This is a genomic window from Bacillus sp. EAC (assembly GCF_002156875.1).
In the GTDB taxonomy this organism is placed as follows: Bacteria; Bacillota; Bacilli; order Bacillales; family Bacillaceae_G; genus Gottfriedia.
This window is the reverse complement of the sequence record NZ_NCSY01000003.1, coordinates 123,867-147,374: the sequence shown is the minus strand read 5'-3', so window position 1 is coordinate 147,374 and position 23,508 is coordinate 123,867. Positions and strand designations below refer to the sequence as shown.

The 23,508-nt window shown below is 33.0% G+C and carries 22 protein-coding genes; 16 read left to right on the top strand and 6 right to left on the bottom strand.

What is annotated here, in order from left to right; all coding sequences use genetic code 11:
- Window positions 1-127: 127 nt before the first annotated feature.
- Entirely contained in the window at window positions 128-874 is a 747-nt protein-coding gene (gene hemQ / locus B7R65_RS06945; protein WP_088042048.1) for a hydrogen peroxide-dependent heme synthase, read from the bottom strand.
- Between the two features lie 230 nt (window positions 875-1,104).
- Between hemQ and pta the strand changes: the two genes are divergently transcribed.
- Window positions 1,105-2,076: a phosphate acetyltransferase gene (pta, locus tag B7R65_RS06940; RefSeq protein ID WP_088042047.1), complete on the top strand. Its 972-nt coding sequence runs from the start codon at window positions 1,105-1,107 to the stop codon at window positions 2,074-2,076.
- 104 nt (window positions 2,077-2,180) lie between these two features.
- Here pta and lipL read toward each other — a convergent pair whose 3' ends face one another.
- On the bottom strand, window positions 2,181-3,029 hold the full coding sequence (gene lipL, locus B7R65_RS06935) for an octanoyl-[GcvH]:protein N-octanoyltransferase (protein ID WP_088042046.1): 849 nt from the start codon (window positions 3,027-3,029) through the stop codon (window positions 2,181-2,183).
- Between the two features lie 209 nt (window positions 3,030-3,238).
- On the opposite strand from lipL, the gene B7R65_RS06930 reads away from it, so the two are divergent.
- On the top strand, window positions 3,239-4,159 hold the full coding sequence (locus tag B7R65_RS06930) for an iron-hydroxamate ABC transporter substrate-binding protein (RefSeq protein ID WP_088042045.1): 921 nt from the start codon (window positions 3,239-3,241) through the stop codon (window positions 4,157-4,159).
- 105 nt (window positions 4,160-4,264) lie between these two features.
- Here B7R65_RS06930 and B7R65_RS06925 read toward each other — a convergent pair whose 3' ends face one another.
- Complete coding sequence (locus B7R65_RS06925) at window positions 4,265-5,098, bottom strand: RsfA family transcriptional regulator (RefSeq protein WP_142288214.1); 834 nt, start codon at window positions 5,096-5,098, stop codon at window positions 4,265-4,267.
- 219 nt (window positions 5,099-5,317) lie between these two features.
- Here B7R65_RS06925 and B7R65_RS06920 point away from each other — a divergent pair, with 219 nt between their 5' ends.
- Complete coding sequence (locus B7R65_RS06920; protein ID WP_088042043.1) at window positions 5,318-5,545, top strand: YuzB family protein; 228 nt, start codon at window positions 5,318-5,320, stop codon at window positions 5,543-5,545.
- Between the two features lie 124 nt (window positions 5,546-5,669).
- Window positions 5,670-6,983 carry an HD domain-containing protein gene (locus tag B7R65_RS06915; RefSeq protein ID WP_088042042.1) on the top strand — a complete coding sequence of 438 codons (1,314 nt, stop codon included), beginning with the start codon at window positions 5,670-5,672 and terminating at the stop codon, window positions 6,981-6,983.
- Between the two features lie 224 nt (window positions 6,984-7,207).
- Here the strand turns inward: B7R65_RS06915 and B7R65_RS06910 are convergent, their stop codons facing one another.
- A complete protein-coding gene (locus B7R65_RS06910; protein ID WP_088042041.1) occupies window positions 7,208-7,393 on the bottom strand; it encodes a 2-hydroxymuconate tautomerase in 186 nt (61 codons plus the stop codon).
- A gap of 148 nt (window positions 7,394-7,541) precedes the next feature.
- Here B7R65_RS06910 and B7R65_RS06905 point away from each other — a divergent pair, with 148 nt between their 5' ends.
- Window positions 7,542-8,207 carry a site-2 protease family protein gene (locus B7R65_RS06905; RefSeq protein ID WP_088042040.1) on the top strand — a complete coding sequence of 222 codons (666 nt, stop codon included), beginning with the start codon at window positions 7,542-7,544 and terminating at the stop codon, window positions 8,205-8,207.
- Window positions 8,208-8,228: 21 nt separating this feature from the next.
- A complete protein-coding gene (locus B7R65_RS06900) occupies window positions 8,229-8,741 on the top strand; it encodes a YwhD family protein (RefSeq protein ID WP_088042039.1) in 513 nt (170 codons plus the stop codon).
- 169 nt (window positions 8,742-8,910) lie between these two features.
- Here B7R65_RS06900 and B7R65_RS06895 read toward each other — a convergent pair whose 3' ends face one another.
- A complete protein-coding gene (locus tag B7R65_RS06895; RefSeq protein WP_088042038.1) occupies window positions 8,911-10,911 on the bottom strand; it encodes a transglycosylase domain-containing protein in 2,001 nt (666 codons plus the stop codon).
- A 357-nt stretch (window positions 10,912-11,268) separates the two neighbouring features.
- Here B7R65_RS06895 and speE point away from each other — a divergent pair, with 357 nt between their 5' ends.
- The 10 genes from speE to B7R65_RS06840 all read left to right on the top strand — a co-directional run bounded on the left by speE (window position 11,269) and on the right by B7R65_RS06840 (window position 22,431).
- Window positions 11,269-12,096, top strand: coding sequence for a spermidine synthase (gene speE / locus B7R65_RS06890; RefSeq protein WP_025671010.1), 828 nt, complete (start codon window positions 11,269-11,271; stop codon window positions 12,094-12,096).
- 12 nt (window positions 12,097-12,108) lie between these two features.
- A complete protein-coding gene (gene speB / locus B7R65_RS06885; protein WP_088042037.1) occupies window positions 12,109-12,981 on the top strand; it encodes an agmatinase in 873 nt (290 codons plus the stop codon).
- Between the two features lie 493 nt (window positions 12,982-13,474).
- Window positions 13,475-14,599, top strand: coding sequence for a PepSY-associated TM helix domain-containing protein (locus tag B7R65_RS06880; protein ID WP_088042036.1), 1,125 nt, complete (start codon window positions 13,475-13,477; stop codon window positions 14,597-14,599).
- A 272-nt stretch (window positions 14,600-14,871) separates the two neighbouring features.
- Entirely contained in the window at window positions 14,872-15,285 is a 414-nt protein-coding gene (locus B7R65_RS06875) for a MerR family transcriptional regulator (protein ID WP_256941197.1), read from the top strand.
- Window positions 15,286-15,308: 23 nt separating this feature from the next.
- The gene (locus B7R65_RS06870) at window positions 15,309-16,535 is read left to right on the top strand and encodes an MFS transporter (RefSeq protein WP_088042034.1); all 1,227 of its coding nucleotides are present in this window, start codon (window positions 15,309-15,311) and stop codon (window positions 16,533-16,535) included.
- A 271-nt stretch (window positions 16,536-16,806) separates the two neighbouring features.
- Window positions 16,807-17,244: a YwiB family protein gene (locus tag B7R65_RS06860; RefSeq protein ID WP_179194799.1), complete on the top strand. Its 438-nt coding sequence runs from the start codon at window positions 16,807-16,809 to the stop codon at window positions 17,242-17,244.
- A complete protein-coding gene (gene argS / locus B7R65_RS06855; protein WP_088042031.1) occupies window positions 17,241-18,911 on the top strand; it encodes an arginine--tRNA ligase in 1,671 nt (556 codons plus the stop codon). The genes B7R65_RS06860 and argS overlap by 4 nt, the downstream gene beginning before the upstream one ends.
- 248 nt (window positions 18,912-19,159) lie before the next feature.
- Window positions 19,160-20,428 (top strand): DUF5667 domain-containing protein, encoded by a 1,269-nt coding sequence (locus B7R65_RS06850; protein ID WP_088042030.1) that lies wholly within the window; start codon window positions 19,160-19,162, stop codon window positions 20,426-20,428.
- 162 nt (window positions 20,429-20,590) lie between these two features.
- Window positions 20,591-21,358, top strand: coding sequence for an RNA polymerase sigma-I factor (sigI, locus tag B7R65_RS06845; RefSeq protein WP_088042029.1), 768 nt, complete (start codon window positions 20,591-20,593; stop codon window positions 21,356-21,358).
- Window positions 21,359-21,360: 2 nt separating this feature from the next.
- A complete protein-coding gene (locus tag B7R65_RS06840; RefSeq protein ID WP_088042028.1) occupies window positions 21,361-22,431 on the top strand; it encodes an anti-sigma factor domain-containing protein in 1,071 nt (356 codons plus the stop codon).
- 122 nt (window positions 22,432-22,553) lie between these two features.
- Here the strand turns inward: B7R65_RS06840 and uvsE are convergent, their stop codons facing one another.
- Window positions 22,554-23,507, bottom strand: coding sequence for a UV DNA damage repair endonuclease UvsE (gene uvsE, locus B7R65_RS06835; RefSeq protein ID WP_088042027.1), 954 nt, complete (start codon window positions 23,505-23,507; stop codon window positions 22,554-22,556).
- Between the last annotated feature and the right edge of the window lies 1 nt (window position 23,508).

Below are 23,508 nucleotides of genomic sequence, written 5' to 3'. Positions count from 1 at the left end.
TGACATGTTTTCTAAGAGGAATATAAAAAAAACTTCTCAAAGAGAGAAGTTTTTAGTAATTGCATATCCACTCGGAAATCTATTTGATAAAGTTCTAGTACTTGACCAAACCGATCCCAAATATCAGTTAAATATATAAGTATTTAGCGAAAGCATCTTCTTTTAAGATCGTACCAACGAAGAATGAGCCGAATACTCCGTAACGAGCACTTACTTCATCAAAGCGCATTTCGTAAATAAGTTTCTTAAATTGTAGCACGTCCTCAGCAAATAAAGTAACGCCCCACTCGTAATCGTCGAAACCAACTGATCCGGTAATGATTTGTTTTACTTTACCAGCGTAACCACGACCGATTTTACTATGACTGTACATCATATCTTTACGAGCGCCTGCCGGAAGCATGTACCAGTTATCTTCACCTTCACGTTTTTTATCCATTGGATAGAAACATACATACTGAGCTTTTGGTAAGGCAGGGTAAAGTCTTGAGCGTACATGAGGATTTTGATATGGATCGCCATCTTCTGCACTTAAATAATTACTTAATTCAACTACAGAAACGTATGAATATGTAGGAATCATGAATTGTGAAAGAGTCGTTTTATTAATTTCAGTTTCAATATGTAATAATTCATCCATAGTTGGACGTAGTACCATAAACATGATGTCAGCTTTTTGCCCTAAAATATTATAAATAGCATGGCTTCCTTCACCAGAATCAGCAACCTGATTCCACTTTGAGAATACTTGTTGGAATTCTGTGATCGCAAGCTGACGCTCATCACTGCTTAATTGTTTAAAAGCATGCCAATCCATACTTCTAAAATCATGTAAACAATACCAACCATCTAAAGTTTTTGCAGCTTCACTCATTTTAAATCCCCCAAACGTTATCGTATTGATTTTCTTTTCTATAGCATACTACAATTAAAAGTATTTTGTAAAAACATACAAAAATATACAGCGCAGTAATTTAGTTAGAATATTAGGAATTAATTTACTTTATATGACAGCGCTTTAAATCGTATATTATATTTTTCATTATTGTTAAAAGGTTCTATTCTAATACTATACATATATAAATTTTATTATTGGAGGCTAATATGAGCAGTTTATTTGAAGGAATTAAACAAAAAGTAGTAGGAAAAGGAGTTTCTATTGTATTACCAGAAGGTACTGACGAAAGAATTCTAACAGCGGCGGACAGATTAGCGAAAGAGAATGTTTTAAAACCAATCTTAATTGGCAATGTAGAAGAAGTACAAGAAAAAGCAAAAGGGTTAGGATTAACACTTGAAGGTGCACAAATTTTAGATCCTGCCACTTATGAAGGGATGGAAGAGTTAGTTACTTCTTTTGTAGAGCGTCGTAAAGGAAAAGCAACTGAAGAACAAGCTCGTAAAGCTTTATTAGATCCAAATTACTTTGGTACGATGTTAGTATATCTTAACAAAGCAAACGGGTTAGTAAGTGGTGCGACACATTCAACAGCAGACACAGTACGTCCTGCACTTCAAATTATTAAGACGAAACCAGGCGTTTCAAAAACGTCAGGTGTATTCATCATGGTTCGTGAGGATGAAAAATATGTATTCGCTGACTGTGCAATTAATATCGCACCAAATAGTCAAGATTTAGCAGAGATAGCCATCGAGAGTGCAAAAACAGCTAAATTATTTGATATTGAGCCTAAAATTGCTATGTTAAGTTTTTCTACTAAAGGATCTGCAAAATCTCCAGAAACTGAAAAGGTTGCAGATGCAGTAAAAATTGCGAAAGAAATTGCACCAGAATTAACTTTAGATGGTGAATTCCAATTTGACGCAGCATTCGTACCATCAGTAGCGAAAAGTAAAGCTCCGGATTCTGTTATTCAAGGAGATGCTAACACTTTTATTTTCCCAAGCTTAGAAGCAGGAAATATTGGTTATAAAATAGCTCAACGTTTAGGTAATTTCGAGGCAATCGGACCAATTTTACAAGGTTTAAATATGCCAGTTAATGACTTATCACGTGGATGCAATAGCGAAGATGTTTATAAATTATCTATTATTACAGCAGCACAATCTCTATAAATAATTAAAAAGAGTGCCTTATTGGTGCCCTTTCAGACTGAATCTCATATAATTTAACCAGTGACTACAAAAAAAGAGTAACCTTATGGTACTCTTTTTTTTTGCTACTCATTTTGTAGTATAGCCAGTTCTTTATTGCGATCAATCATTCGCTCTAAATGGTGATTATATAAGTCTATTTCATCGCCATGTAAAGAGTCTGGAATGAGATTAGGTGTTAGTTTAATAAGTGATTGTAGGAGTCTCTTCATTACATCAGTGATTGTCAGATTCATTGATAATAATTCAGAAAGAGAAGCCATTGTATTTGGTAATATTGATGGATAATTAATTGAAGTATCATTGTTATTTATCGCAATTTCATAGAAATTTTTTATAATTGATGCTCTTTCAGAACCACTTTCACTTATGCATAGATAAATTTGTACAGCTACTCCTTTACGTATACGACGCTGTGAAATGCCAGCAAATTTTTTCCCATCGATACTTAAATCAAAATCACCTGGACAATAAGAACCAACGATTTCTTTAGCCACTATTTTATTAGTTAAGTCTGAAAACATATCTTGAATAAGTGCATACATCGTTTCGTAGCCATCATTAATTTGAAGCTTTCGCTCTGCTTCTGGGAACAGAATAGATATATTTAATACTCCTTCATCTAGGACAACTGCAAGCCCACCGGAATTTCGAACGATGGCTTTATATCCATGGTTATTAAGGTATTTAATGCCATTCTCAAGATTTGGTAATCTAGTATCCTGAATACCAAGAACGATTGTATTATGGTGCACCCAAGTACGAATAGTTGTAGGGGATTCCATCTTTCCAATCTTTGTACATAGTGTATCATCTAGCGCAAAAGATTGAATTGCTTCAAAGGAAGGACCTAATGTTGATCCATCTATAAAACGTAATTCATCTTTTTGTAAACGAATTAAATGTTGATTCATTATTAATAAGCCCCTTGCTTTATTACGATTGTTTTCCTATTTTAACATGAATTTTTCTAAATAAAAAAAGACCACGTATAAAAAAATGCAAAGAATGATTGACAACAAATACCATTCACCATATAGTTGATATTGAAAATGATAATCGTTATCAATAAAGCGCATTCGAGATTATCTAGAAAATTTTTTAAAAATAAGGAGATACGAAAATGAAGAAGCTGTTCCTCCCATTTATCCTCATCGTTGTATTAATCATTAGTGCTTGTAGCAATAATTCATCTGAAAAGAAAGAAAGTACTTCTAAAAAAGATGAACCAAAAACGATTACATATCAATCAGAAAATGGACCTGTGGCAGTTCCTGCACACCCAAAACGTGTCGTTCTACTTTCAGGTTTCACAGGTAATGTAATTTCTTTAGATGTACCTGTAGTAGGTGTAGATGTTTGGTCTAAAAATAATCCTACATTTAAAGAAGAGTTAAAAGATGTGGCTGAAGTCTCTGATGAAAACTTAGAGAAAATCATTGAATTAAACCCAGATTTAATTATTGGTTTATCGAATATTAAAAATATTGATAAATTGAAAGAGATTGCTCCAACAGTTACTTACACATGGGGTAAGCTAGATTATTTAACACAGCATATTGAAATCGGTAAGCTTTTAAACAAGGAGAAAGCAGCTCAAGAATGGGTTGATGGCTTTAAGAAAAGTGCGGAAACAGCTGGAGATGAAATTCGCGCTAAAATCGGTGAAGATGCAACAGTATCAGTATTCGAATCATATGATAAACAACTTTATGTATTCGGCGATAATTGGGCTCGTGGAACTGAGATATTATATCAAGCAATGAAATTAAAAATGCCTGAAAAAGTAAAAGAAGTAGCATTAAAAGATGGTTATTATACACTTTCAACTGAAGTGCTACCTCAGTATGCAGGAGATTATATCATTTTAAGTAAGTATGCAGATGCAGATAGTTCATTCCAAAAGACTGAAACATATAAGTCTATCCCTGCAGTGAGAAATAATCATGTATATGAAATGCTTGGCAACGGTGCTTCATTTAGTGACCCTGTTACACTTGAAAAACAATTGGCATTCTTTAAAAAGTCATTTTTAGGCAATTAATAGATTATAGAAATTTCATATTTAAAATCCCAGATTTAAAACATAAATAGAGGAACTAAATCAAATTTATTAAGATTTAGTTCCTCTATCTATTTTCTAACTAAATTATTCAGCTATTTTTTCTAAATTTCCGTTCTTATCCATTCTAAATGACGTTGCTGCTGGTTTCTCTTCCTCTTCAAACAATACTAACTTTCTAGCGCGATTCATAATCTTCATCATTGTTTCATAGTCTTCTTGAACAGTAGTCGCATCATTTTCTAGTTTTTCTACTTGTCTCTGTAACTGTAAATTTCTTTCTTGTAATTGATTGATTTCTTTTTTCAATTGATCATTTTCACGATTTAAACGATCATTACCAATTTGGCTACTTGAAAGACCTTGTAAAAATTGAATTACATCAAACATAGTAATTGAATCTTTTCTTGTGTTCATTGGTGCAGATGGAGCTTTATATTGATGTGATACGGTAGGGGTATTCATAACAATATCTGAGCTCATTTCTTCTACATAAGATTCATCCTCACTACTATCAATCATTGTATTCGGTTCAACAAAAGAACTGAATTCTTGATCAAGTTCAACACCATATTCTAAATCTTGTTCATCGTTTAAATAACGATCAAAATTGCTAGATACATCTGTTTGTATATAACTAGATTCAGAAGGTGTATAAAGTAATTTCTTTTTAGCATCTTCACCTTTTGCATGGCGAAGCTTTTCTTTACGGAATTTTTTTGCCAATTGAAGCGCTTTTTCATAATTATAGCGAACTACAGCGTTCCAACGAAAACCACATGCAGCAGAAGTTCGTTCTAAAATATCTCCGACCTCTTCAAAAGCATTTAATTGAGTACTTCCTTCGCGTACATGACGTAATACAGTTTCAGCTAATAGCAAATCATTCTCTTCTGTCCAAGCATCTTGTCTTAATTTCATCATAGAAACATCCCTCAACTTTCTAATTAATAAATAATGAATATAATTTCTTAGATGATTAATAGAAGTTTGGACAAAAAAATAGAAAACTATACAAAAAATAGAAAATAGTAGAATACTATTTGAGCATGTTTTATTTGGAAAACTTGCATGTCTTTTTTGGAACGAGTAAAATTACTGCTGAGTATGTTCAATACAGAACAGAAAGGATTGTAAAAAATGTCAAACGAATTTAGAATATGTGATGATTGCCAGGCGACAAATATTAAAACATTAGTCCCTCGCTTAAAAAGAATAGATGAAGATGCAGAAATTCAAGTTGGCTGCCAATCTTATTGCGGACCAGGACGTAAAAAATCATTTTGTTTTATTAACAACCGCCCACTATCGGCACCTAATGAAGACGAGCTAATTGTAAAGATAAAATCAAAGCTAGGTAAGAATTAAACGTTCCTTCATATAAGGAACGTTTTTTCATATAAACATCTGATATAATATAGAAAAGTGGATAAAGCTCTTCACATAAATTAATTTAAAAATATAATGGTAAATATTGAAGGGGGGCCAACATATGTCTTATCGTTACCAAAAGCTTTATGAGGAAAAAGTATTTAAAGATCCAGTACATCGTTACATACATGTGAGAGATCAAATTATATGGGATTTAATTGGAACAAAGGAGTTTCAAAGATTACGCAGAATAAAGCAACTTGGTACTACATATCTTACTTTTCATGGAGCAGAACATAGCCGTTTTTCACATTCGTTAGGTGTTTATGAAATCATTAGACGAATGATTGATGATGTTTTCTCTGGACGACCTGAATGGAGCGACGATGATCGATTATTAGCACTCTGTGCAGGATTATTACATGATGTTGGTCATGGGCCTTTTTCACATACTTTTGAAAAAATCTTTGACTTAGATCATGAAGAGTTAACAAGGGATATTATTGAGGGATCGACGGAAATAAATGAAATACTAAAAAGAGTAGGAGAAGAATTTCCGAAACAGGTTTCTGAAATAATAGGAAAGACTTCAGAGAATCGACTCGTTACGAGTATGATATCAAGCCAAATCGACGCTGACCGAATGGATTACCTACTTAGAGATGCATATTATACAGGTGTAAGCTACGGTAATTTTGATATGGAGCGTATTCTTAGAGTGATGAGACCACGTCCTGATGGGATTGTTATGAAACAATCTGGTATGCATGCCGTAGAACATTATTTAATAAGTCGTTTCCAAATGTATTGGCAAGTTTACTTCCATCCAGTTTCTAGAAGTGCCGAATCAATTTTGCTTAAAATATTACAAAGGGCAAGATTCTTACATGATGAGGGATATCATTTTAATTATGTACCGGTGCATTTTGATAGTTTATTTGATGGTAAAGTAGTATTAGATGAGTATTTAAAATTAGATGAATCTGTCTTACTATATTACTTCCAAGTCTGGCAAGAAGAGTCCGACCAAATATTAAGCGATCTATGTAAGAGGTTTTTAAATCGTAATTTATTCCAATATGTAGATTTTCACGGAGAACTTCACTCAGAAAAACTTGTTGAGCTAAAGAGATTATTTTTAGAAATAGGCATTGATCCTAATTATTATTTAGTGATGGATACGATCTCTGATGAAGCATATGACTACTTCAGATATGGTGAAGAAGATGGTAAGAAGCCAATTCTGTTATTATTACCGAGCGGTGAATTAAATGAGATTTCTCGTAAATCAGAATTAGTAGATGGCATTACCGGGAAAAAGCTATCTGATTCTAAATTATATTATCCTCATGATTTAATTTATAATAAGCCAGATGATTTGAAAAAGAAAATAATAGAGTTAATTGAAGAGATTGCAGGGGCAAAAAGTAGATAAAATAAACGGAAGAAAAGATTCTGTAGACAAAGTCCTAAAAATTTGAATTTAGTCTGATTGAAAACGCTTGTCTTTCGAGGCGCGAAGCCTGATGAAGAGCGGAGTTACCATTGACGGTAATGAGCACCGAAAGAAGGCGAAGCACCGAAAGAAAGCGAGCGTTTGACAACAGACTAAACGGAAGAAATGATTCTTCCGTTTACTAAATCTGTATGTAATAAAATCTATTCGTCACTTAATCGTTTTCCAGCAACTGCATAATGATTTTTTGTCATTTCTTCAATAAATACGACGATTTTTTCAGCTGGAGCCCCTGTCGTTTCACTTACAGCAGAAGTAACCTTTTCTACTAACGCTTTCTTTTGCTCTTCGGTACGACCTTCTAGCATTTTTACTGTTACGTATGGCATAATATAGACCTCCTTAATATAGTCATATTTATTATAACGCAACAGTAAGAATAATAACGCTTAAATGTAATAACGACGAAAAAATAGATAAAATATTTTAAACTAAATTTATAATATGAAGTGATACATTACTTGAGAGGAGTTACGAATGTCATTTTTTCAATACGATTTAAAAGATATTCCATTAGTATTATTAGTATTTGCTATTTCATTATCAGTACACGAATTCGCGCATGCTTTTGTTGCATATAAATTTGGAGATAGTACTGCAAAAAATCAAGGAAGGTTAACACTTTCACCTTTTAAGCATTTAGATCTCTTTGGAACAATCGCAATCCTAATTTTAGGTTTTGGTTGGGCAAGACCAGTACCTGTGAATCGTTACAATTTTAAGCATCCAAGATTGGCTAGTTTGCTTACCACTGCAGCAGGACCAATCAGTAATTTTATTTTAGCTACAATCGGTGTTATTATTTATGTCATTTGCTACAAATATAATCTATTTAACAGTTTTCCACATTCATTAAAAATTACATTAGATACGTTTATGAATATGTTTATTCAAATGAACGTCGTACTTTTTGTTTTCAATTTAATTCCTCTACCACCGTTAGATGGATATCGAATTATTGAAGACTTAGTACCAAATGATGTGCGTGCAAAAATGACTCAATATGAACAATATGGATCGGTGATTTTTTTAATACTAGTATTAACTCCTTTAGATAACTATACGATTCAACCGATTTTTAATATTGCAATACCTTCAGTATTTCACTGGATAAATTCAATTGTTTCACCATTATTTATGTAATGAACAGTAGGAGGATCTACGATGTCTGAACAACCGAAAAAGAAATCACTAGGATTTAATATATTAAAAAATGATTCAACAAGTGGACATGGAGGATATGGAGTAGGGGCTATTAGCTTGGAAAATGTTTCTCCAGTCTTTGTGGATATACAAGAAAATGATGTGTTTGTTGATATTGGTGCGATGCATGCACGCAGTTCAGTCGAAAAAGGAATTAAATTTTTGACAAAGGAAGAGGATGTTCCTAATGGAAAGCCATATTGGTTAGTATGGGTTGCTACTGAACGAAATGAAACAGGACCATATTATGCAGGGGTAACTGGTTGTTATATGACTGTTGATCGTGAAGCTAGAAGAGGATATAAACTTCTTCCAGATCATGTGAATAAAATGGATAAAGCAATGAAGCGAAAAATTATGGTCGATCATATGGATGAAACTTCACGTAAACTATTAAGTAATTTTCTGAAATCACATAATGAAGAAATGTGGAATAATTCATCTGCAGACTTAAAAAATGACCTTTTAGGATAGTCGCGTTTTTGTTAAATTCTAATTGGCAATATTTATAAAAAAAATTACAGAAAACGTCGAATAATCTTTTTACATTTATGACTAAATAAAGTAAACTAATATTAGCTTGGACAAAGCTAGGACTAGGACAAACAAAAGACCTTACCATCTTGGTAAGGTCTTTTGTTTTTTACGGAAGATACTGTGAATACCACGGTTTTTTCACTTTTTCGATACTCACTTTCTTTGTACAAGGTTTTAAAGGTTGTGTATTTTTTAAGAAATAAAGATCTACTTTTCCGCTACATCCTTTTTTGTATAAAAGACCTGTCTTTTCATCTACTGAAACTTTTACTAGATTTTTAGGGATTTTAGAATTGATATCATGCTCTGGCATTTTACCAACGATTGAAGCCCAAACCTTTTTAGCCATCTTACTTTCTTCATCATTTAAAATCCTAGAATGATCATAGCCTACCCAAACACCTACAACTAAATTTGAATGGAATCCGATCATCCAATTATCCGTCTTAGTTGTTCCAGTTTTTCCGTAATAATCTTTTGATAAGTCCGGAAGAATACTCGATCCCGTTGCAGGTAGATAACTAGAAAACTTCGTATTAAACATTCCATTCATTAACTGCTTCAAAATAATAGCTTTTTCTTTTTCTAAAACTTGTTTCTTCACTATTTGTGCTCGATAAATCATCTTACCTGATTTTGATTTTATCTCTCTAACAAAATGAGGAGTAACTTCCTTGCCTCCATTTGCAATCAATGCATATGCTCTCGTCATATCAAGCAACGAAGCTTGTTGTGTACCAAGTGCTAATGACGGAACTTCTTCAGCGGGTTTTGGCAGATGGAAAAGTTTCTGGGTGTCCATAAATTTTTTTGTGCCAATTGCCTGTTGAGTTTTTACCGCATAAATATTATCAGAAACAGCTATTGCTTTAGCTAACGTTATTGGACTATTTGCGTAAAGATTACCGCTATTTTTTGGGTGATAAACTCCACCGTTTTCAAATTTAAATTCTGTCTGCTTACTTAGTAATCTTGTAGAAGGGGTAAATCCATTAACTAATGCACTGTAATAAAGGATAGGTTTAATTGTACTACCGACCTGTCTATTAGAAGCTATTGCACGATTAAATAAGAATTGACCTTGCTCACGTCCGCCAATCATACTAACGACTTCTCCTGATTGGCTGTCTAAAACGATGATTCCAGCCTGTAAATTAGGAATCGGCATAATAAATTCTTTGAATGCATTTTCGATCAGATTTTGAATCTTCGAATTAAAGGTTGTATAAATGGCACTTCCATTGTTGCTTAACGATTGACCTATTGTTGTAGAAATTTCATTTTGGACACTTTGTTGAAAATAAGAAGTAAAAGTAGGGTTCTTAGTAGATTTAATAGAGACTAATTTAATTTGAGCGTTGCTTGCATCAATTGCGTTTTTATTACTGATTAAATTATTTTTATAAAGAGCTGAAAGAATTCGTTTCTGACGTTGTTTGACAGTTGAAAAGTGAGTATAAGGATCATATTTTGATGGATTTGCTGGGATACTTAGTAGAAATGTTATTTCAGCGGAGGTTAATTGTTTAATACTTTTACCTAAATACGCGTTTGCTGCAGTTTCTATTCCATATATGCCATGACCAAAATAGATCGTATTTAGATAAGCTTCTAATATTTTTTCTTTTTTATAAGATGACTCTAGTTTAATTGTAATGAATGCTTCTTTGAGTTTTCGACGAATTGTTTTTTCTTGTGATAAATATAAATTTTTTGCGAGTTGCTGAGTGATAGTACTGGCACCTTGAGCATAGCTACCTTTTGAGAGATTAATAATAATTGCAGAAACCATTCTTTTTAAATCAAAACCATGATGATGAAAAAAGTTACGGTCTTCGCTAATTAAAATTGTGTTAATGGCTATAGTGGGAACTTCGTTTATACTAATAGTCTTTCTATTTTGTAATAACTGTGTTTTACCAATCAACTTATCATTATTACTGTAATAGTTAGAATTGGACCCTATAAATAACGAGGGCTTTGATGAATAGTTGGCAATAATGTAGATGCTAGAAAGAAATACAGAGCTAATGAGCGAGATAATTGTGATAATGATGCCTAATTTTTGAATAAAACGCCAATGGTATGAATAGGTCATAGTTTGCATAATTTGCCCTCCGTCCCAATCGAATTTCTCTTATTAATACTAGTATGGTAGATTAAGAGAAATTTTATTCAAAGGACGTCCATCTTTGTGAATTCTTCGACTTATCAATATGTTAAAAAAACAACATTTTAAAATAACTAAACCTAGTAATAAAAAATATCAAATAATTAGTCTTAAAAATCTTGCATTTCACCAAATTTACTCTATACTTTTCTTTTGTACGGCAAAAAAGTCGTGACAACACAAATCCGATAGGAATTAGGAAGAGTGGGGATAATAAGGAACATATCAACTAGACATACATCTACAGTGTTATGTTTCAAACTAAATCTTGATAAAGAAGGGTAGATGCATCAAATGGAATTATGGTTTACTGAAAAACAAACAAAAAACTTTGGAATTACTGCTAAAATTAATAAAACTTTACATACAGAGCAAACTGAGTTTCAAAAGCTTGACATGGTAGAGACAGAAGAGTTTGGAAACATGCTTATCTTAGATGGTATGGTTATGACTACTCAGAAGGATGAGTTTGTATATCATGAAATGGTAGCTCATGTTCCTTTATTTACTCACCCAAACCCAGAAAACGTTTTAGTAGTTGGTGGCGGTGACGGCGGTGTTATTCGTGAAGTTTTAAAACACCCTAGCGTAAAAAAGGCAACTCTTGTTGAAATCGATGGAAAAGTAATTGAATACTCTAAAATATACTTACCTGAAATTGCAGGAAAATTAGAAGATCCACGTGTAGAAGTAAAAGTAGACGATGGATTTATGCATATCGCAAATAGTGAAAATGTATACGATGTAATTATGGTAGATTCAACTGAACCAGTTGGACCTGCAGTAAACTTATTCACTAAAGGCTTTTACGCTGGTATTTCAAAAGCGTTAAAAGAAGATGGTATTTTTGTAGCTCAAACTGACAACCCTTGGTTTACACCTGAGTTAATCACACAAGTACAACGTGATGTAAGAGAAATCTTCCCAATTACACGTTTATATATTGCAAACATCCCAACATATCCAAGTGGAATGTGGACATTTACAATCGGCTCAAAAAAACACGATCCATTAGAAGTAGAAGAGAATCGTTTCTTTGATATTGAGACAAAATATTACACAAAAGAGCTACATAAAGCAGCGTTCGTATTACCAAAATTTGTAGCTGATCTTACTAAATAAGGGGGCTTTATTATGCGTTTTGATGAAGCTTATTCAGGAAATGTATTTATAAAGAGTCATCCAAGCTTTGAAGAAAGTAAAGCAGTCATTTATGGTATGCCAATGGATTGGACTGTGAGTTTCCGTCCAGGCTCTCGTTTTGGTCCTGCTCGTATTCGTGAAGTATCAATTGGTTTAGAGGAATACAGCCCATATCAAGATAAAGAACTTGAAGAAGTTAAGTATTTTGATGCTGGAGATATTCCATTACCATTTGGTAATGCACAAAGAAGCCTTGATATGATTGAAGATTATATTGATGGCTTATTAGATCAAGGTAAATTCCCTCTAGGTATGGGTGGAGAACATCTTGTGTCTTGGCCTGTTATGAAAGCAATGTATAAGAAATACCCAGATTTAGCGATTATTCACTTTGACGCTCATACTGATTTACGCGATTCATATGAAGGAGAACCATTATCTCACTCAACTCCAATTAAAAAAGTTTGTAATTTAATTGGACCTAAAAATGTTTACTCATTTGGAATCCGTTCTGGAATGAAAGAAGAATTTGAATGGGCTAAAGAAGTAGGTATGAACCTGTTTAAGTTTGAAGTTCTTGAGCCATTAAAGAAAGTACTTCCAACTCTTGCTGGTCGTCCAGTTTATGTAACAATTGATATTGATGTATTAGATCCTGCACACGCACCTGGTACAGGTACACTTGAAGCAGGTGGTATAACATCAAAAGAAATGATAGATAGTATTTTAGCGATTGCAAATAGTGATATAAACGTAGTGGGTGCAGACTTAGTAGAAGTAGCTCCAGTTTACGATCACGCAGAGCAAACACAAGTTGCAGCAAGCAAATTCATCCGTGAAATCTTATTAGGATGGGTTAAGTAATCAGAAATGTGGAAGCGCCTTGCTCAGCCCCGATAAGCATAAGACAAAGACCAATGAAGGTTGCTTTTTAACCTTTGTTGGTCTTTGACTTATGACCTCGAGGGGCTAGGCGCTGGAACTAGACAATTCAGAAATGTGGAAGCGCCTTGCTAAGCCCCGACAAGCATAAGACAAAGACCAATGAAGGTTGCTTTTTAATCTTTGTTGGTCTTTGACTTATGACCTCGAGGGGCTAGGCACATGATACAGACCAAAAAGACGATTTTTCGTTCAATTAGAACGAAGAATTGTCTTTTTTGTTTTGGCACTTTTCTAAAAGATTGTTGTTAAATCAGTATTTATCTAAGTACCCAAATGCTCGAATGCATAAAAAATAGAATAAATTAGCAAAAAAAAATTGATAATGATAATCATTATCGTTATAATTGAGAACGATTATTATTATCAAATTCTAAAGGGGAAAGAATTTGAGTTTTAAAGGGAGAAGATAGAGATGAAAAAAAATATCAGGAAGTTTATCTTAACATTACATCTAGTATGTAGCTTAGTTTTTGGACTCTTTATCATTACTGTATGTGCTACAGGTAGTGTTTTAGTGTTTGATGATCAAATTGAGAAGGCACTTAATCCTCAATATTTTACACCTGAAAGTAGTGAAAGAAATGTTAGTTTAAAAGAAGCTGAACATATTTTCCATGAAAAATATCAAGGGTATCAAATTTCTAGGTTAGATGTTCCTTCGAAAATATCTGATATCTATCATGCGAATTTGTCAAAGGGTGATCGAGAAGTTGATGCTTATTTAGACCCTAGTAATGGTGAGTTATTAGGAAATTATAATAAGGATGCATCATTCGTTTCTTTTGTTAAGGAGCTTCACACTCATTTATTATTAGAAGAGAGTGGTGAAGTAATTATCGGTATTGTAGCAATTGCACTTATCATCATGATTATTACTGGCGCTTATTTATGGTATCCGGGAATTAAACGAATGTTTAAAAGCTTAAGTATTAAATGGAATAAAGGCCGTATGGCTCGTAACTTCTCTCTGCATAACTTTATTGGCGTTATTACATTGCCATTTTTACTAGTTGTAGCGATTACTGGAATGTTATTTCCTTTCCAAGAAAAAATCGAAGAATCACTAAGATTGAAGTTTACATCTAATTATCCAGAAGACTTGAAATCTGTCGATAACGGAAAAGAATTAGTTGGACTAGATAAAATTGCTTCAGAAATTAAAAAGTTACATCCTGAAGGTGAACTTTATAAACTGAGACTACCATCTGATAAAACAGGGGTAATCGAAGTACAATTAAATGATGGAAGTTATGATCCGGAAGGAAAAGGAAACACATCAGAATTTTTTGATCAATTTAACGGAAAGCATTTAGGCACTTTTTCAAAGAGTAATGAAACTGCATACGATAAATTTTTTGTCTGGAGACAAAGTTTACATAGAGGTACTTACGGTGGAGTTTTCACGAAAATCATATACGCTTTAGTCGGAATTGCGCCACTTGGATTAGGTATTACAGGAATGACTATGTGGGCTTTAAAGCGAAAAAACAAAGCGAAAAAGCAACAGAAGAAATTACTAGAAACAGCAGAACTCTAATCGAAAAAAATATTAAAAATAACCCGAATAACTGGTGCTTGTGTAAGTATCAGTATTATTCGGGTATTTTTATGTCGTTAAAATTAGCTTGCGAGTTGAAATCTACAACAATTCATAACGTTTAATGAAGATATCCTAGTAAAAAATACAATTTGTAGAATGATAAAAATAGAAATTACTTTAAAGTTAACGTTGACGTTAACGGTAAACGAGGAGTAAACTAATTAAGTGAGATAGCTGATTATGGATTACATCTGAAAGGAGGATTTAGATTGCTATATAAAATAGATGACGTAGCCAAAGAATGTGGTTTAACTAAGCGCTCTATTCGTTATTATGAGGAAATCGGATTGCTTTTCCCTCCCGAACGGAGTGAAGGTGGATTTCGTCTATATTCTGATAAGCATATCGAACGTCTTAAGCAAATAATGAATGTTCGTGATGTACTTGGTTTTACTTTGCAAGAGGTTCAGGAATATATCTCGATTGATATGGAGTTTGAAGAACATCGTCAGCAATATAGGGAATTATTTGATGAAAATCAAAAAAGAGAAAAACTTATAGAAGTTGAACGGATATTATCTCAACAATTAGAAATGATTGACCAAAAGCTTAAGAAAATGAGCGATATTCGAAATGATATGGATAAGAAATATCAGAGAGTTCTAAAAGCATTAGAAAAATAAAAATATGGGGGATTGGAAGAAATATGTCAAATTTAGCACAAAGTAAAAATCAAAAGACAGATTCGAAACAAAAATCTAGTTTCTTTAATCAACCTAAGGCAATTTGGGCAGTTGGTTTTGCGTGTATTATTGCATTTATGGGGATTGGACTTGTTGATCCAATATTGCCTGCAATTGCTGAAAAAATGCATGCTTCTCATAGTGATGTAACCTTATTGTTCACCAGCTATAATTTAGTAATGGCATTTGCAATGTTAATAACAGGTTTTATCTCTTCACGTATTGGGATAAAGTGGACACTTTTATTAGGAATTTTAATTATTGCTGTTTTCTCTGCTTTAGGTGGAAATTCGAGTAGTATTTGGGAATTAGTTTGGTTACGTGGAGGATGGGGATTAGGTAATGCGCTTTTCGTTGCTACTGCCTTATCCGCAATCGTTTCCTTATCAAGATCTGGAGTTGCACAATCGATTATTTTATATGAAACAGCGATTGGTTTAGGGATATCTGTCGGCCCACTTTTAGGTGGTGAGCTTGGTTCTATTTCATGGAGAGGTCCATTTTTTGGTGTAGCATGTTTAATGGTTATTGCTTTTATCTTTCTTTCATTTATGATGCCTAAAACTAAGGTAGCGAAAACTACAACAAAAACTTCATTTCTTGATCCATTCAGAGCTTTAAAACATAGATCATTATTAACACTGGGTATTACAGCATTTCTATATAATTTCGGCTTCTTTACTTTATTAGCATTTTCACCATTTTTTATGAATTTGGATGAACACGGTTTAGGATTTGTTTTTCTAGGTTGGGGATTACTACTAGCCTTCACTTCAGTCTTTATGGCACCAAGATTGCAAAAGAAATTGGGTACGCTTAAATCTATGTATGCAATGTTAACACTATTTGCATTAACACTAATCGTAATGGGTATTGGTACAGATAAAAATGTAGTCATTATTATCGCTGTTATTGTTGCTGGTGCATTTTTAGGAAATAACAACACATTAATAACAACTGCTGTAATGCAGGCAGCACCAGTAGAAAGATCTACTGCTTCAGCAGCTTACAGCTTCTTACGATTTATTGGTGGTGCAATTGCACCATATTTAGCAGGTAAACTTGCTGAATGGTATAACCCTCATGTCCCATTCTATGTAGGTGGTTGCTTTGTTTTATTATCAGTTATCTTCCTATATATAAATCGAAAACATTTAATGCATATTGATCAAGCAGAATCTGCTCATTGATCGATTTACAAGAGTAGGCATCTTCGAAGGTGCCTATTTTTTTATGTGAACTAGTTGCATTAATCGTAGCTGCTTGTCAGATGAAAAGAAGCAGTTTCTCGAGAATACCATCAATGTGGATTAATAGGGCTAATTCCGATAAAATATTTGCTTATTTTTCGTTATTTTTTTCTACGACATTTTATTTTTTTAAGTATATTATGCTAAAATGGGAAAAGATGATTTTTGGATGTGATTCGTTACGTTCATTGGCAGAAAAGGACGTGTAAAGGTGAAAGAACAGTTAGGAATCCCTGTTTCAATAGATTTTGAGACACTGATTAAAGATTCTCATGGACGTGAAAAGATCAGTTTTCAAGCAAATGGTCTATACTATAAAAAAGACGATACTACATATTTGTTATTTGACGAAAATCATGAAGATCGAAAAGTAAAGGCTACTATGAAAATTAGTAAGGGCGAAGTTACCATTATAAGAAATGGTGGCGTAACAATGCGTCATCTGTATCGATTAAATCAAACAACTGACGGAACATTTTCAAATGAATTAGGTTTATTTCAAACAAAAGCATATACAAAAAAATTACAATTCCTTGTATCGGAAGGACCTTTAAAAGGGATGCTTCAGCTAGGTTATAAGTTATTTGTAGGCGATGAAAATGCTGGTTCATATAACATTACAGTATCAATAAAGGAGGCTACGACATGAATACATTAGAACAAGTAAAGAGTCGTTTAAAAGATGAAATCGAAGCAGCTGTATTAAAAGCAGGTTTAGCTACAGAGGATCAGTTACCACAAGTAATATTAGAAACACCAAAAGATAAAGCACATGGTGATTTTTCAACAAATATGGCGATGCAATTAGCGCGTGTTGCAAAAAAAGCGCCAAGAATGATCGCAGAAGAATTAATTAATTCTTTCGATCAAAGCAAAGCTAGTATTCAAAAAGTAGAGATTGCAGGCCCAGGATTTATTAATTTCTATATGGATAACAGCTATCTAACTGATTTAATCCCATCAATTATTGTTGCAGGTGATGAATACGGCAAAACAAATTTCGGAAACGGTGAAAAGGTATTAGTCGAGTTCGTTTCAGCTAATCCAACAGGGGATCTACATTTAGGACATGCCCGAGGTGCTGCATTTGGTGATTCATTATCTAATATTTTAGCTAAAGCTGGCTATGAAGTTACCCGAGAATACTATATAAATGATGCAGGAAATCAAATTAATAATCTTACAACTTCGGTCGAGGCTCGTTACATGCAGGCACTTGGTATGGAAAAAGAAATGCCAGCGGATGGCTACCATGGTGCTGACATCATTGAGATTGGTAAAACATTAGCAGCAGAATTTGGAGATCGTTTTGTAAATGAACCAGAAGAAGCTCGCTACAAATTTTTCCGAGAGTACGGCTTAAAATTAGAAATGGAAAAGCTTCAACGTGATCTTCGTAATTTCCGTGTAGAGTTTGACGTTTGGTATTCTGAAACATCACTATACGAAAATGGTAAAGTATTAGAGGCGCTAGCAGATTTAAAGGAACGTGGAGAAACATATGAAGAAGAAGGAGCAACTTGGTTCCGTTCTACTACTTATGGTGACGATAAAGACCGTGTATTAATTAAGAGTGATGGTTCTTACACATATTTAACACCAGATATTGCATATCACCGTGACAAATTAGGTCGTGGAGCAGATAAATTAATCGATATTTTAGGTGCAGACCATCACGGTTATATTCCTCGTATGAAGGCTGCAATCCAAGCTTTAGGATATAATGCAGATACACTTGAAGTTGAAATTATTCAAATGGTTCAATTATATCAAGATGGTGAAAAAGTAAAAATGAGTAAACGTACAGGTAAAGCTGTAACTTTACGCGATTTAATGGAAGAAGTAGGTATTGATGCAACTCGTTACTTCTTTGCGATGCGTGGCTGTGATTCGCATTTAGACTTTGATATGGACCTAGCAGTATCTAAATCAAATGAAAATCCAGTATATTATTCTCAATATGCACATGCACGTGTATGCAGTATCCTTCGTCAAGGTGAAGAAATGGGTATTGTTTACGAAGGTTCAGCTGATTACAGTCTTGTATCATCTGAAAAAGAGTATGAGTTATTAAAGAAATTAGGCGAATTACCTGCAGCCGTTTCTCTTGCAGCATCTAAACGTACTCCGCACCATATTACAAACTATGTGTTTGAACTAGCTGGTACATTCCATAGCTTCTACAATGCGGAAAAAGTATTAGATCCTGAAAATGTAGAAAAATCAAAAGCTAGACTAGCATTAATGAAGGCAGTACAAGTGACACTTAAAAACGCATTGGCGTTAGTAGGTGTTTCAGCTCCAGAAAAAATGTAATTTAAAATCAAAAGTACCATGTACTATGACATTTCATAGTGTATGGTACTTTTTTATTTGGCTCTTATAACATTTTGTTTTATCTTTTTATATCTTATTCTCTACTTTTTTGTCGCTTTGTGGGGGTGTGAAATGCAAGATTCTCCATTTTTAGAGAAATTTTTTAAAGTTTTTTTAAAATGACCCCCTAAAAACTAAAACCTCTTACGAATGTATATAGTGAGATAACATAAGAGGGAGAGAAATTAATGAAAAAATTATTCGTACATACTACTGCAACAGCTTTACTATTATCACAATTAGGGTTAGCAAATACAGCATTGGCTGCTGAAAATGGAACGTCTCCAACAACTGATCAAATTCAAAAAGAAGAAGCACCAATGTTAGTAAAAGGTGATTTCTTTTATTTCGTAAAAACAACTGTAGAAAAAATTCAACTTTTACTTACAACAGACAAAGTGAAAGAAGCAGAATTATTAGCAGAATTTGCTGGGGAACGTATTCATGAGGCAAGAGAGTTAATTAAAGAAGGTAAAGAGGATTTAGCAAAAGAAACTTTAAAACAAGCTTTAACACAAATGGAAGTTGCACAAGGGCAAGTTGATGTAAAACTACCTACTGATATTGCTAATACGACGACAACAGAAAATACGACTAACACAACGACAGAAGGTACTACAACTACTACAGGAAATACAGCAACAGAAGGTACGACAACAACAACAGAAGGTACAGAAACAGGAAATACTACTACTACACCTGCTCAAGATACTGATAAAGAAGAAGTAGAAAAAGAAGATGCAAATAAAGAAGAAAAACATAAGTTAACAAAAGAACAAAAAGAAATTGCAAAAATTCAACATCATTTAAATAATAATTTACTAGTTTTAGCAAATGTTTTAGATCAAGTTAAAAATCCTAAAGCAAAAGCAGCAATTGCAAAAAATATTGAAAAAAGCTTCAACAAAATATCTGAAAAACTAGAGAAACTTTTAAAGAAATCAGAGCACAAAGAAACTGTATTAAAACCAGTTATTACAATTAATTATCCAGATGCAACAAACACAACTGAAAAACCTGCTACACCAGAAGTAATTACAACAATTACTAAAATTGAAGATGTAGAAGATACAGAAACTAACAATGTAAATAGTAATAAAAATGATGGCGAAGACAAAGATGATGATTCAAAAGAGGCTACAGAAGTTGCTACGAAACCAGTTCAACCTGTAGATCATAAAAAAGAACTTCATAAATTCGAACAAAAGCATAAAGAAGAAAAAGAACACAAAGAAAAACATGAAGATAAACGTGTGAATGGTAAAAGTCACAAACAACACGGTAAAAATGAAAAACATGAATGGAAAAACAATCGCCAATCAGATGATAACGAATCAAACAAGCACGAATCACATAATCAAAAATCAGAGGATCATAAATCAAATGGCCACAGATCACATGATCACCAATCAAATGATCGTAACGACAATGAAAGAGGCAACAAAAAAGATAAATAAGTAATTATTACCATTCACCTTTCAATAAAAATCACATGAAACATTATTAAAGATGCGATATGCTTTAATGGTGTAGGTTAATTAAAACGGTGCCTTATCATTCAATTTAATCATGACAGTTGTACCGATTGATTAAATTGAGTGGAGGTGCCTTCTGTTTTAATGACCATTAAACCTGCTGAATTGAAAGGAGATGGGGTCTTGTTATTAGCAATTTTTCAAACGCTCTATAAACGAAAAGATAAAATTGAAGATATTGTTTTAACAATACAACAATCTTCTTCTAAAGAATTAGATGATTTTATCTTGCAGTATGAACCGTTTATAAATAAAACGATCTCAACAATTTGTGGAAAATATATTTCTAAACAAGATGATGAATATAGTATTGGTTTAAGTGCTTTTAACGAAGCGATTAAACTTTACTCTTATAAAAAAGGATCTTCTTTTCTATCATTTGCTAAGTTAATCATTAAGAGGGAATTAATTGATTACTTCAGAAAAGAATCAAAACATTATATCGTGAATTCGGACCAGTCAGATTCCGGAGATATACATAAGCAATACGATGATCATGTTTATAGTACATATATTAAAAACTTTGATGAGATCAACCGAAAAGATGAAATTATTCATTTTAATGAAATGCTAAAACAGTTTGGAATTTCGTTAGATAGTTTAGTATCTGTTTCGCCTAAACATGAAGATACGAGGGAACATATATTTTCAGTTGTAGATTTAATAACATCTGATGAAGAAATGCTAGATTTTCTATTTAAAAAGAAAAAATTGCCTATGAATAGTTTGGAAGATAGAGTGACACTAAGTCGAAAAACACTTGAGAAGCATAGAAAATTTATTATCGCCATGTGTATTATAAGCGTCAATGATTATATTTATTTGCAAAGTTATTTGAAAAGGGGGGACTGAAGATGAACTCAGGCATCGTATTAAAAGTTAATCATTCGTCGGTAGTTGTGTTAACAGCTAGCGGAGAGTATTTAAAATGCAAAAAACAAATGTCATCTTATACAATTGGTCAAGAAATTCAGTTCCCTAGTCATGCTATTATTGTAAATAAAAAAATGAATCTAGTTTCCCCAAAATTACTACCTGTAATGATTGCGAGTGTTCTCATTTTTATTTCAATTTTATTCGTAGATAAAAATGAACAAAGTGTACTAGCAGCAGGTATTGTAAATGTTAATTCGCACGCTAAAGTATCAATTGTACTGAATAAGCATCTATTGGTAATTGGGATGAAGGCCAACAACGACGAAGGTAAGAAATTAATTAAACAGATGGATGGCTGGAATCAAGAGTCTCTTGAAATTGTTATGGGAGACCTAATTGGGAAAATGGAAAAAAATAAGGTTATTGAGCCTAACGAAAAAGTAATAATATCGGGTTCAATGGAGAAAAAATATAAAGCAAAACAAAGTAAATTAAATGATAAGTTAAATGATCTACAAGAAAAAAATTCGCATATCAATTTAAATAAATCATCAAACAAACACAAGTCGACTCAAAAAAATACGTCTGTTACAAATGCATTACCAACAAACGATCACAAACAATCTACTATTAAAAATGTACAAAAAGTAACATCTAGCTCAAATAAAAATAAGCCAGAAAAAATAAGATTGATTCAAAAAGAAACAAAAGATAAAAATCATTATGTAAATCCTAATAATCACGGAAGACACCATTGGAATAAACCTGATTGTACAAATAATCGGGGAAAAGGCAAAGTGAAAAATCAATATCGTGGTCAGAATGGACGAAATAAGCATTTAAATGAAAATCAATCTAATCATAAGAATAATAACCATTCAGGTCATGGAAATGGTCTTCATGCGGCTCATAAGCCAAAGAAGGGCCATGAACAAGATAACGATTATGAAAGAAATAATCATTCGAAGCGTCAGGATAAAGTACATGATAATCAGAACGGTGATGATCATAAAAATATCAATGACAAAGATAACGATAAGCGAAGATAGTTTCTTCTTAAAGTAGAAAAACGCATGGTTTTGAAGTGCCCCCAATTGTTAGATACCATCAAACAGTTGGGGGCATTTCATTTATTTACTAAGCGTATTTTTATTTTTACTTGCTTCTAATATTAAACTTCAATAACTCCACCACTAATTCGTTTATAGCCACGGAATTTAGATAAGTCCTCAATAAGTTGTAAAAGAGCTATATCCTTTTGTTTAGACTCAATCATAATATCAATATCTTCTCCAAGCGCTTTTGCGATGTCAAAAAACGGCTTTATAAATTCTATATTGATTAGATCTGAGTGTGAACGAAACTCTTTTTCGGACCTCGGCGAAGATATATGTATTTTGGGTTTTAAATTTGTTCTCTCCCAAGTCGTGTAGATTTGTGGTAATAATTTGTCTAAAGGTTCATCGCTACAATTTGCAATATGGTGATGATAATCAAAAACGAGTGGTATCTCTTCCGATTTACAAACCTTGAGAGTTTCCGATGCAGTATAAGTTTTATCATCATTTTCAAGCGTCATTTGCTTTTTTATAAAGGCAGGCAATGTTTTTATATTCTCATAAAATCGTGCTATTGCTAATTCTTTGTTTCCATATGCCCCGCCTACATGAATATTAATAACACTTTGATCTTCTACTCCCATTGCTTTTAGAACATTATAGTGATATTCCATATCTCTTACGGCGTTAACTGTAATATGCTGTTTATCACTCGTAAATAATGTGAATTGATTTGGGTGAAAACTAACTCTTAAATGATGTTTTTTTATGAAATCCCCAATCTCTTTAAATTGGTGACGAAATAGAGTTAAATAATCAAAATCAACATCAGGATGTGTCGCCAGTGGCACCATTGAAGAGGACATTCTATATAAAGGTATTTGTTGTCCTACATTGAAATGGAGTGCCCGCATTGTATTTTCGATATTTTGGGAAGTAACCTCGATTAATTTTTCTAATCGTTCATTTTTACCCATTGATTTATACCTGGTTAAAGTAAGTGTTTTGGCAGGAGAACAATTATATAAAGATAATGCGTGAGATACGTATCCGAATCGTATTTTCATT

Excerpts from the sequence above, each read along its gene's own strand:
- hemQ (WP_088042048.1), bottom strand. The coding sequence starts at position 874 with ATGAGTGAAGCTGCAAAAACTTTAGATGGTTGGTATTGTTTACATGAT.
- pta (WP_088042047.1), top strand. The coding sequence starts at position 1,105 with ATGAGCAGTTTATTTGAAGGAATTAAACAAAAAGTAGTAGGAAAAGGA.
- lipL (WP_088042046.1), bottom strand. The coding sequence starts at position 3,029 with ATGAATCAACATTTAATTCGTTTACAAAAAGATGAATTACGTTTTATA.
- B7R65_RS06930 (WP_088042045.1), top strand. The coding sequence starts at position 3,239 with ATGAAGAAGCTGTTCCTCCCATTTATCCTCATCGTTGTATTAATCATT.
- B7R65_RS06925 (WP_142288214.1), bottom strand. The coding sequence starts at position 5,098 with ATGAAATTAAGACAAGATGCTTGGACAGAAGAGAATGATTTGCTATTA.
- B7R65_RS06920 (WP_088042043.1), top strand. The coding sequence starts at position 5,318 with ATGTCAAACGAATTTAGAATATGTGATGATTGCCAGGCGACAAATATT.
- B7R65_RS06915 (WP_088042042.1), top strand. The coding sequence starts at position 5,670 with ATGTCTTATCGTTACCAAAAGCTTTATGAGGAAAAAGTATTTAAAGAT.
- B7R65_RS06910 (WP_088042041.1), bottom strand. The coding sequence starts at position 7,393 with ATGCCATACGTAACAGTAAAAATGCTAGAAGGTCGTACCGAAGAGCAA.
- B7R65_RS06905 (WP_088042040.1), top strand. The coding sequence starts at position 7,542 with ATGTCATTTTTTCAATACGATTTAAAAGATATTCCATTAGTATTATTA.
- B7R65_RS06900 (WP_088042039.1), top strand. The coding sequence starts at position 8,229 with ATGTCTGAACAACCGAAAAAGAAATCACTAGGATTTAATATATTAAAA.
- B7R65_RS06895 (WP_088042038.1), bottom strand. The coding sequence starts at position 10,911 with ATGCAAACTATGACCTATTCATACCATTGGCGTTTTATTCAAAAATTA.
- speE (WP_025671010.1), top strand. The coding sequence starts at position 11,269 with ATGGAATTATGGTTTACTGAAAAACAAACAAAAAACTTTGGAATTACT.
- speB (WP_088042037.1), top strand. The coding sequence starts at position 12,109 with ATGCGTTTTGATGAAGCTTATTCAGGAAATGTATTTATAAAGAGTCAT.
- B7R65_RS06880 (WP_088042036.1), top strand. The coding sequence starts at position 13,475 with ATGAAAAAAAATATCAGGAAGTTTATCTTAACATTACATCTAGTATGT.
- B7R65_RS06870 (WP_088042034.1), top strand. The coding sequence starts at position 15,309 with ATGTCAAATTTAGCACAAAGTAAAAATCAAAAGACAGATTCGAAACAA.
- argS (WP_088042031.1), top strand. The coding sequence starts at position 17,241 with ATGAATACATTAGAACAAGTAAAGAGTCGTTTAAAAGATGAAATCGAA.
- B7R65_RS06850 (WP_088042030.1), top strand. The coding sequence starts at position 19,160 with ATGAAAAAATTATTCGTACATACTACTGCAACAGCTTTACTATTATCA.
- sigI (WP_088042029.1), top strand. The coding sequence starts at position 20,591 with ATGACCATTAAACCTGCTGAATTGAAAGGAGATGGGGTCTTGTTATTA.
- B7R65_RS06840 (WP_088042028.1), top strand. The coding sequence starts at position 21,361 with ATGAACTCAGGCATCGTATTAAAAGTTAATCATTCGTCGGTAGTTGTG.
- uvsE (WP_088042027.1), bottom strand. The coding sequence starts at position 23,507 with ATGAAAATACGATTCGGATACGTATCTCACGCATTATCTTTATATAAT.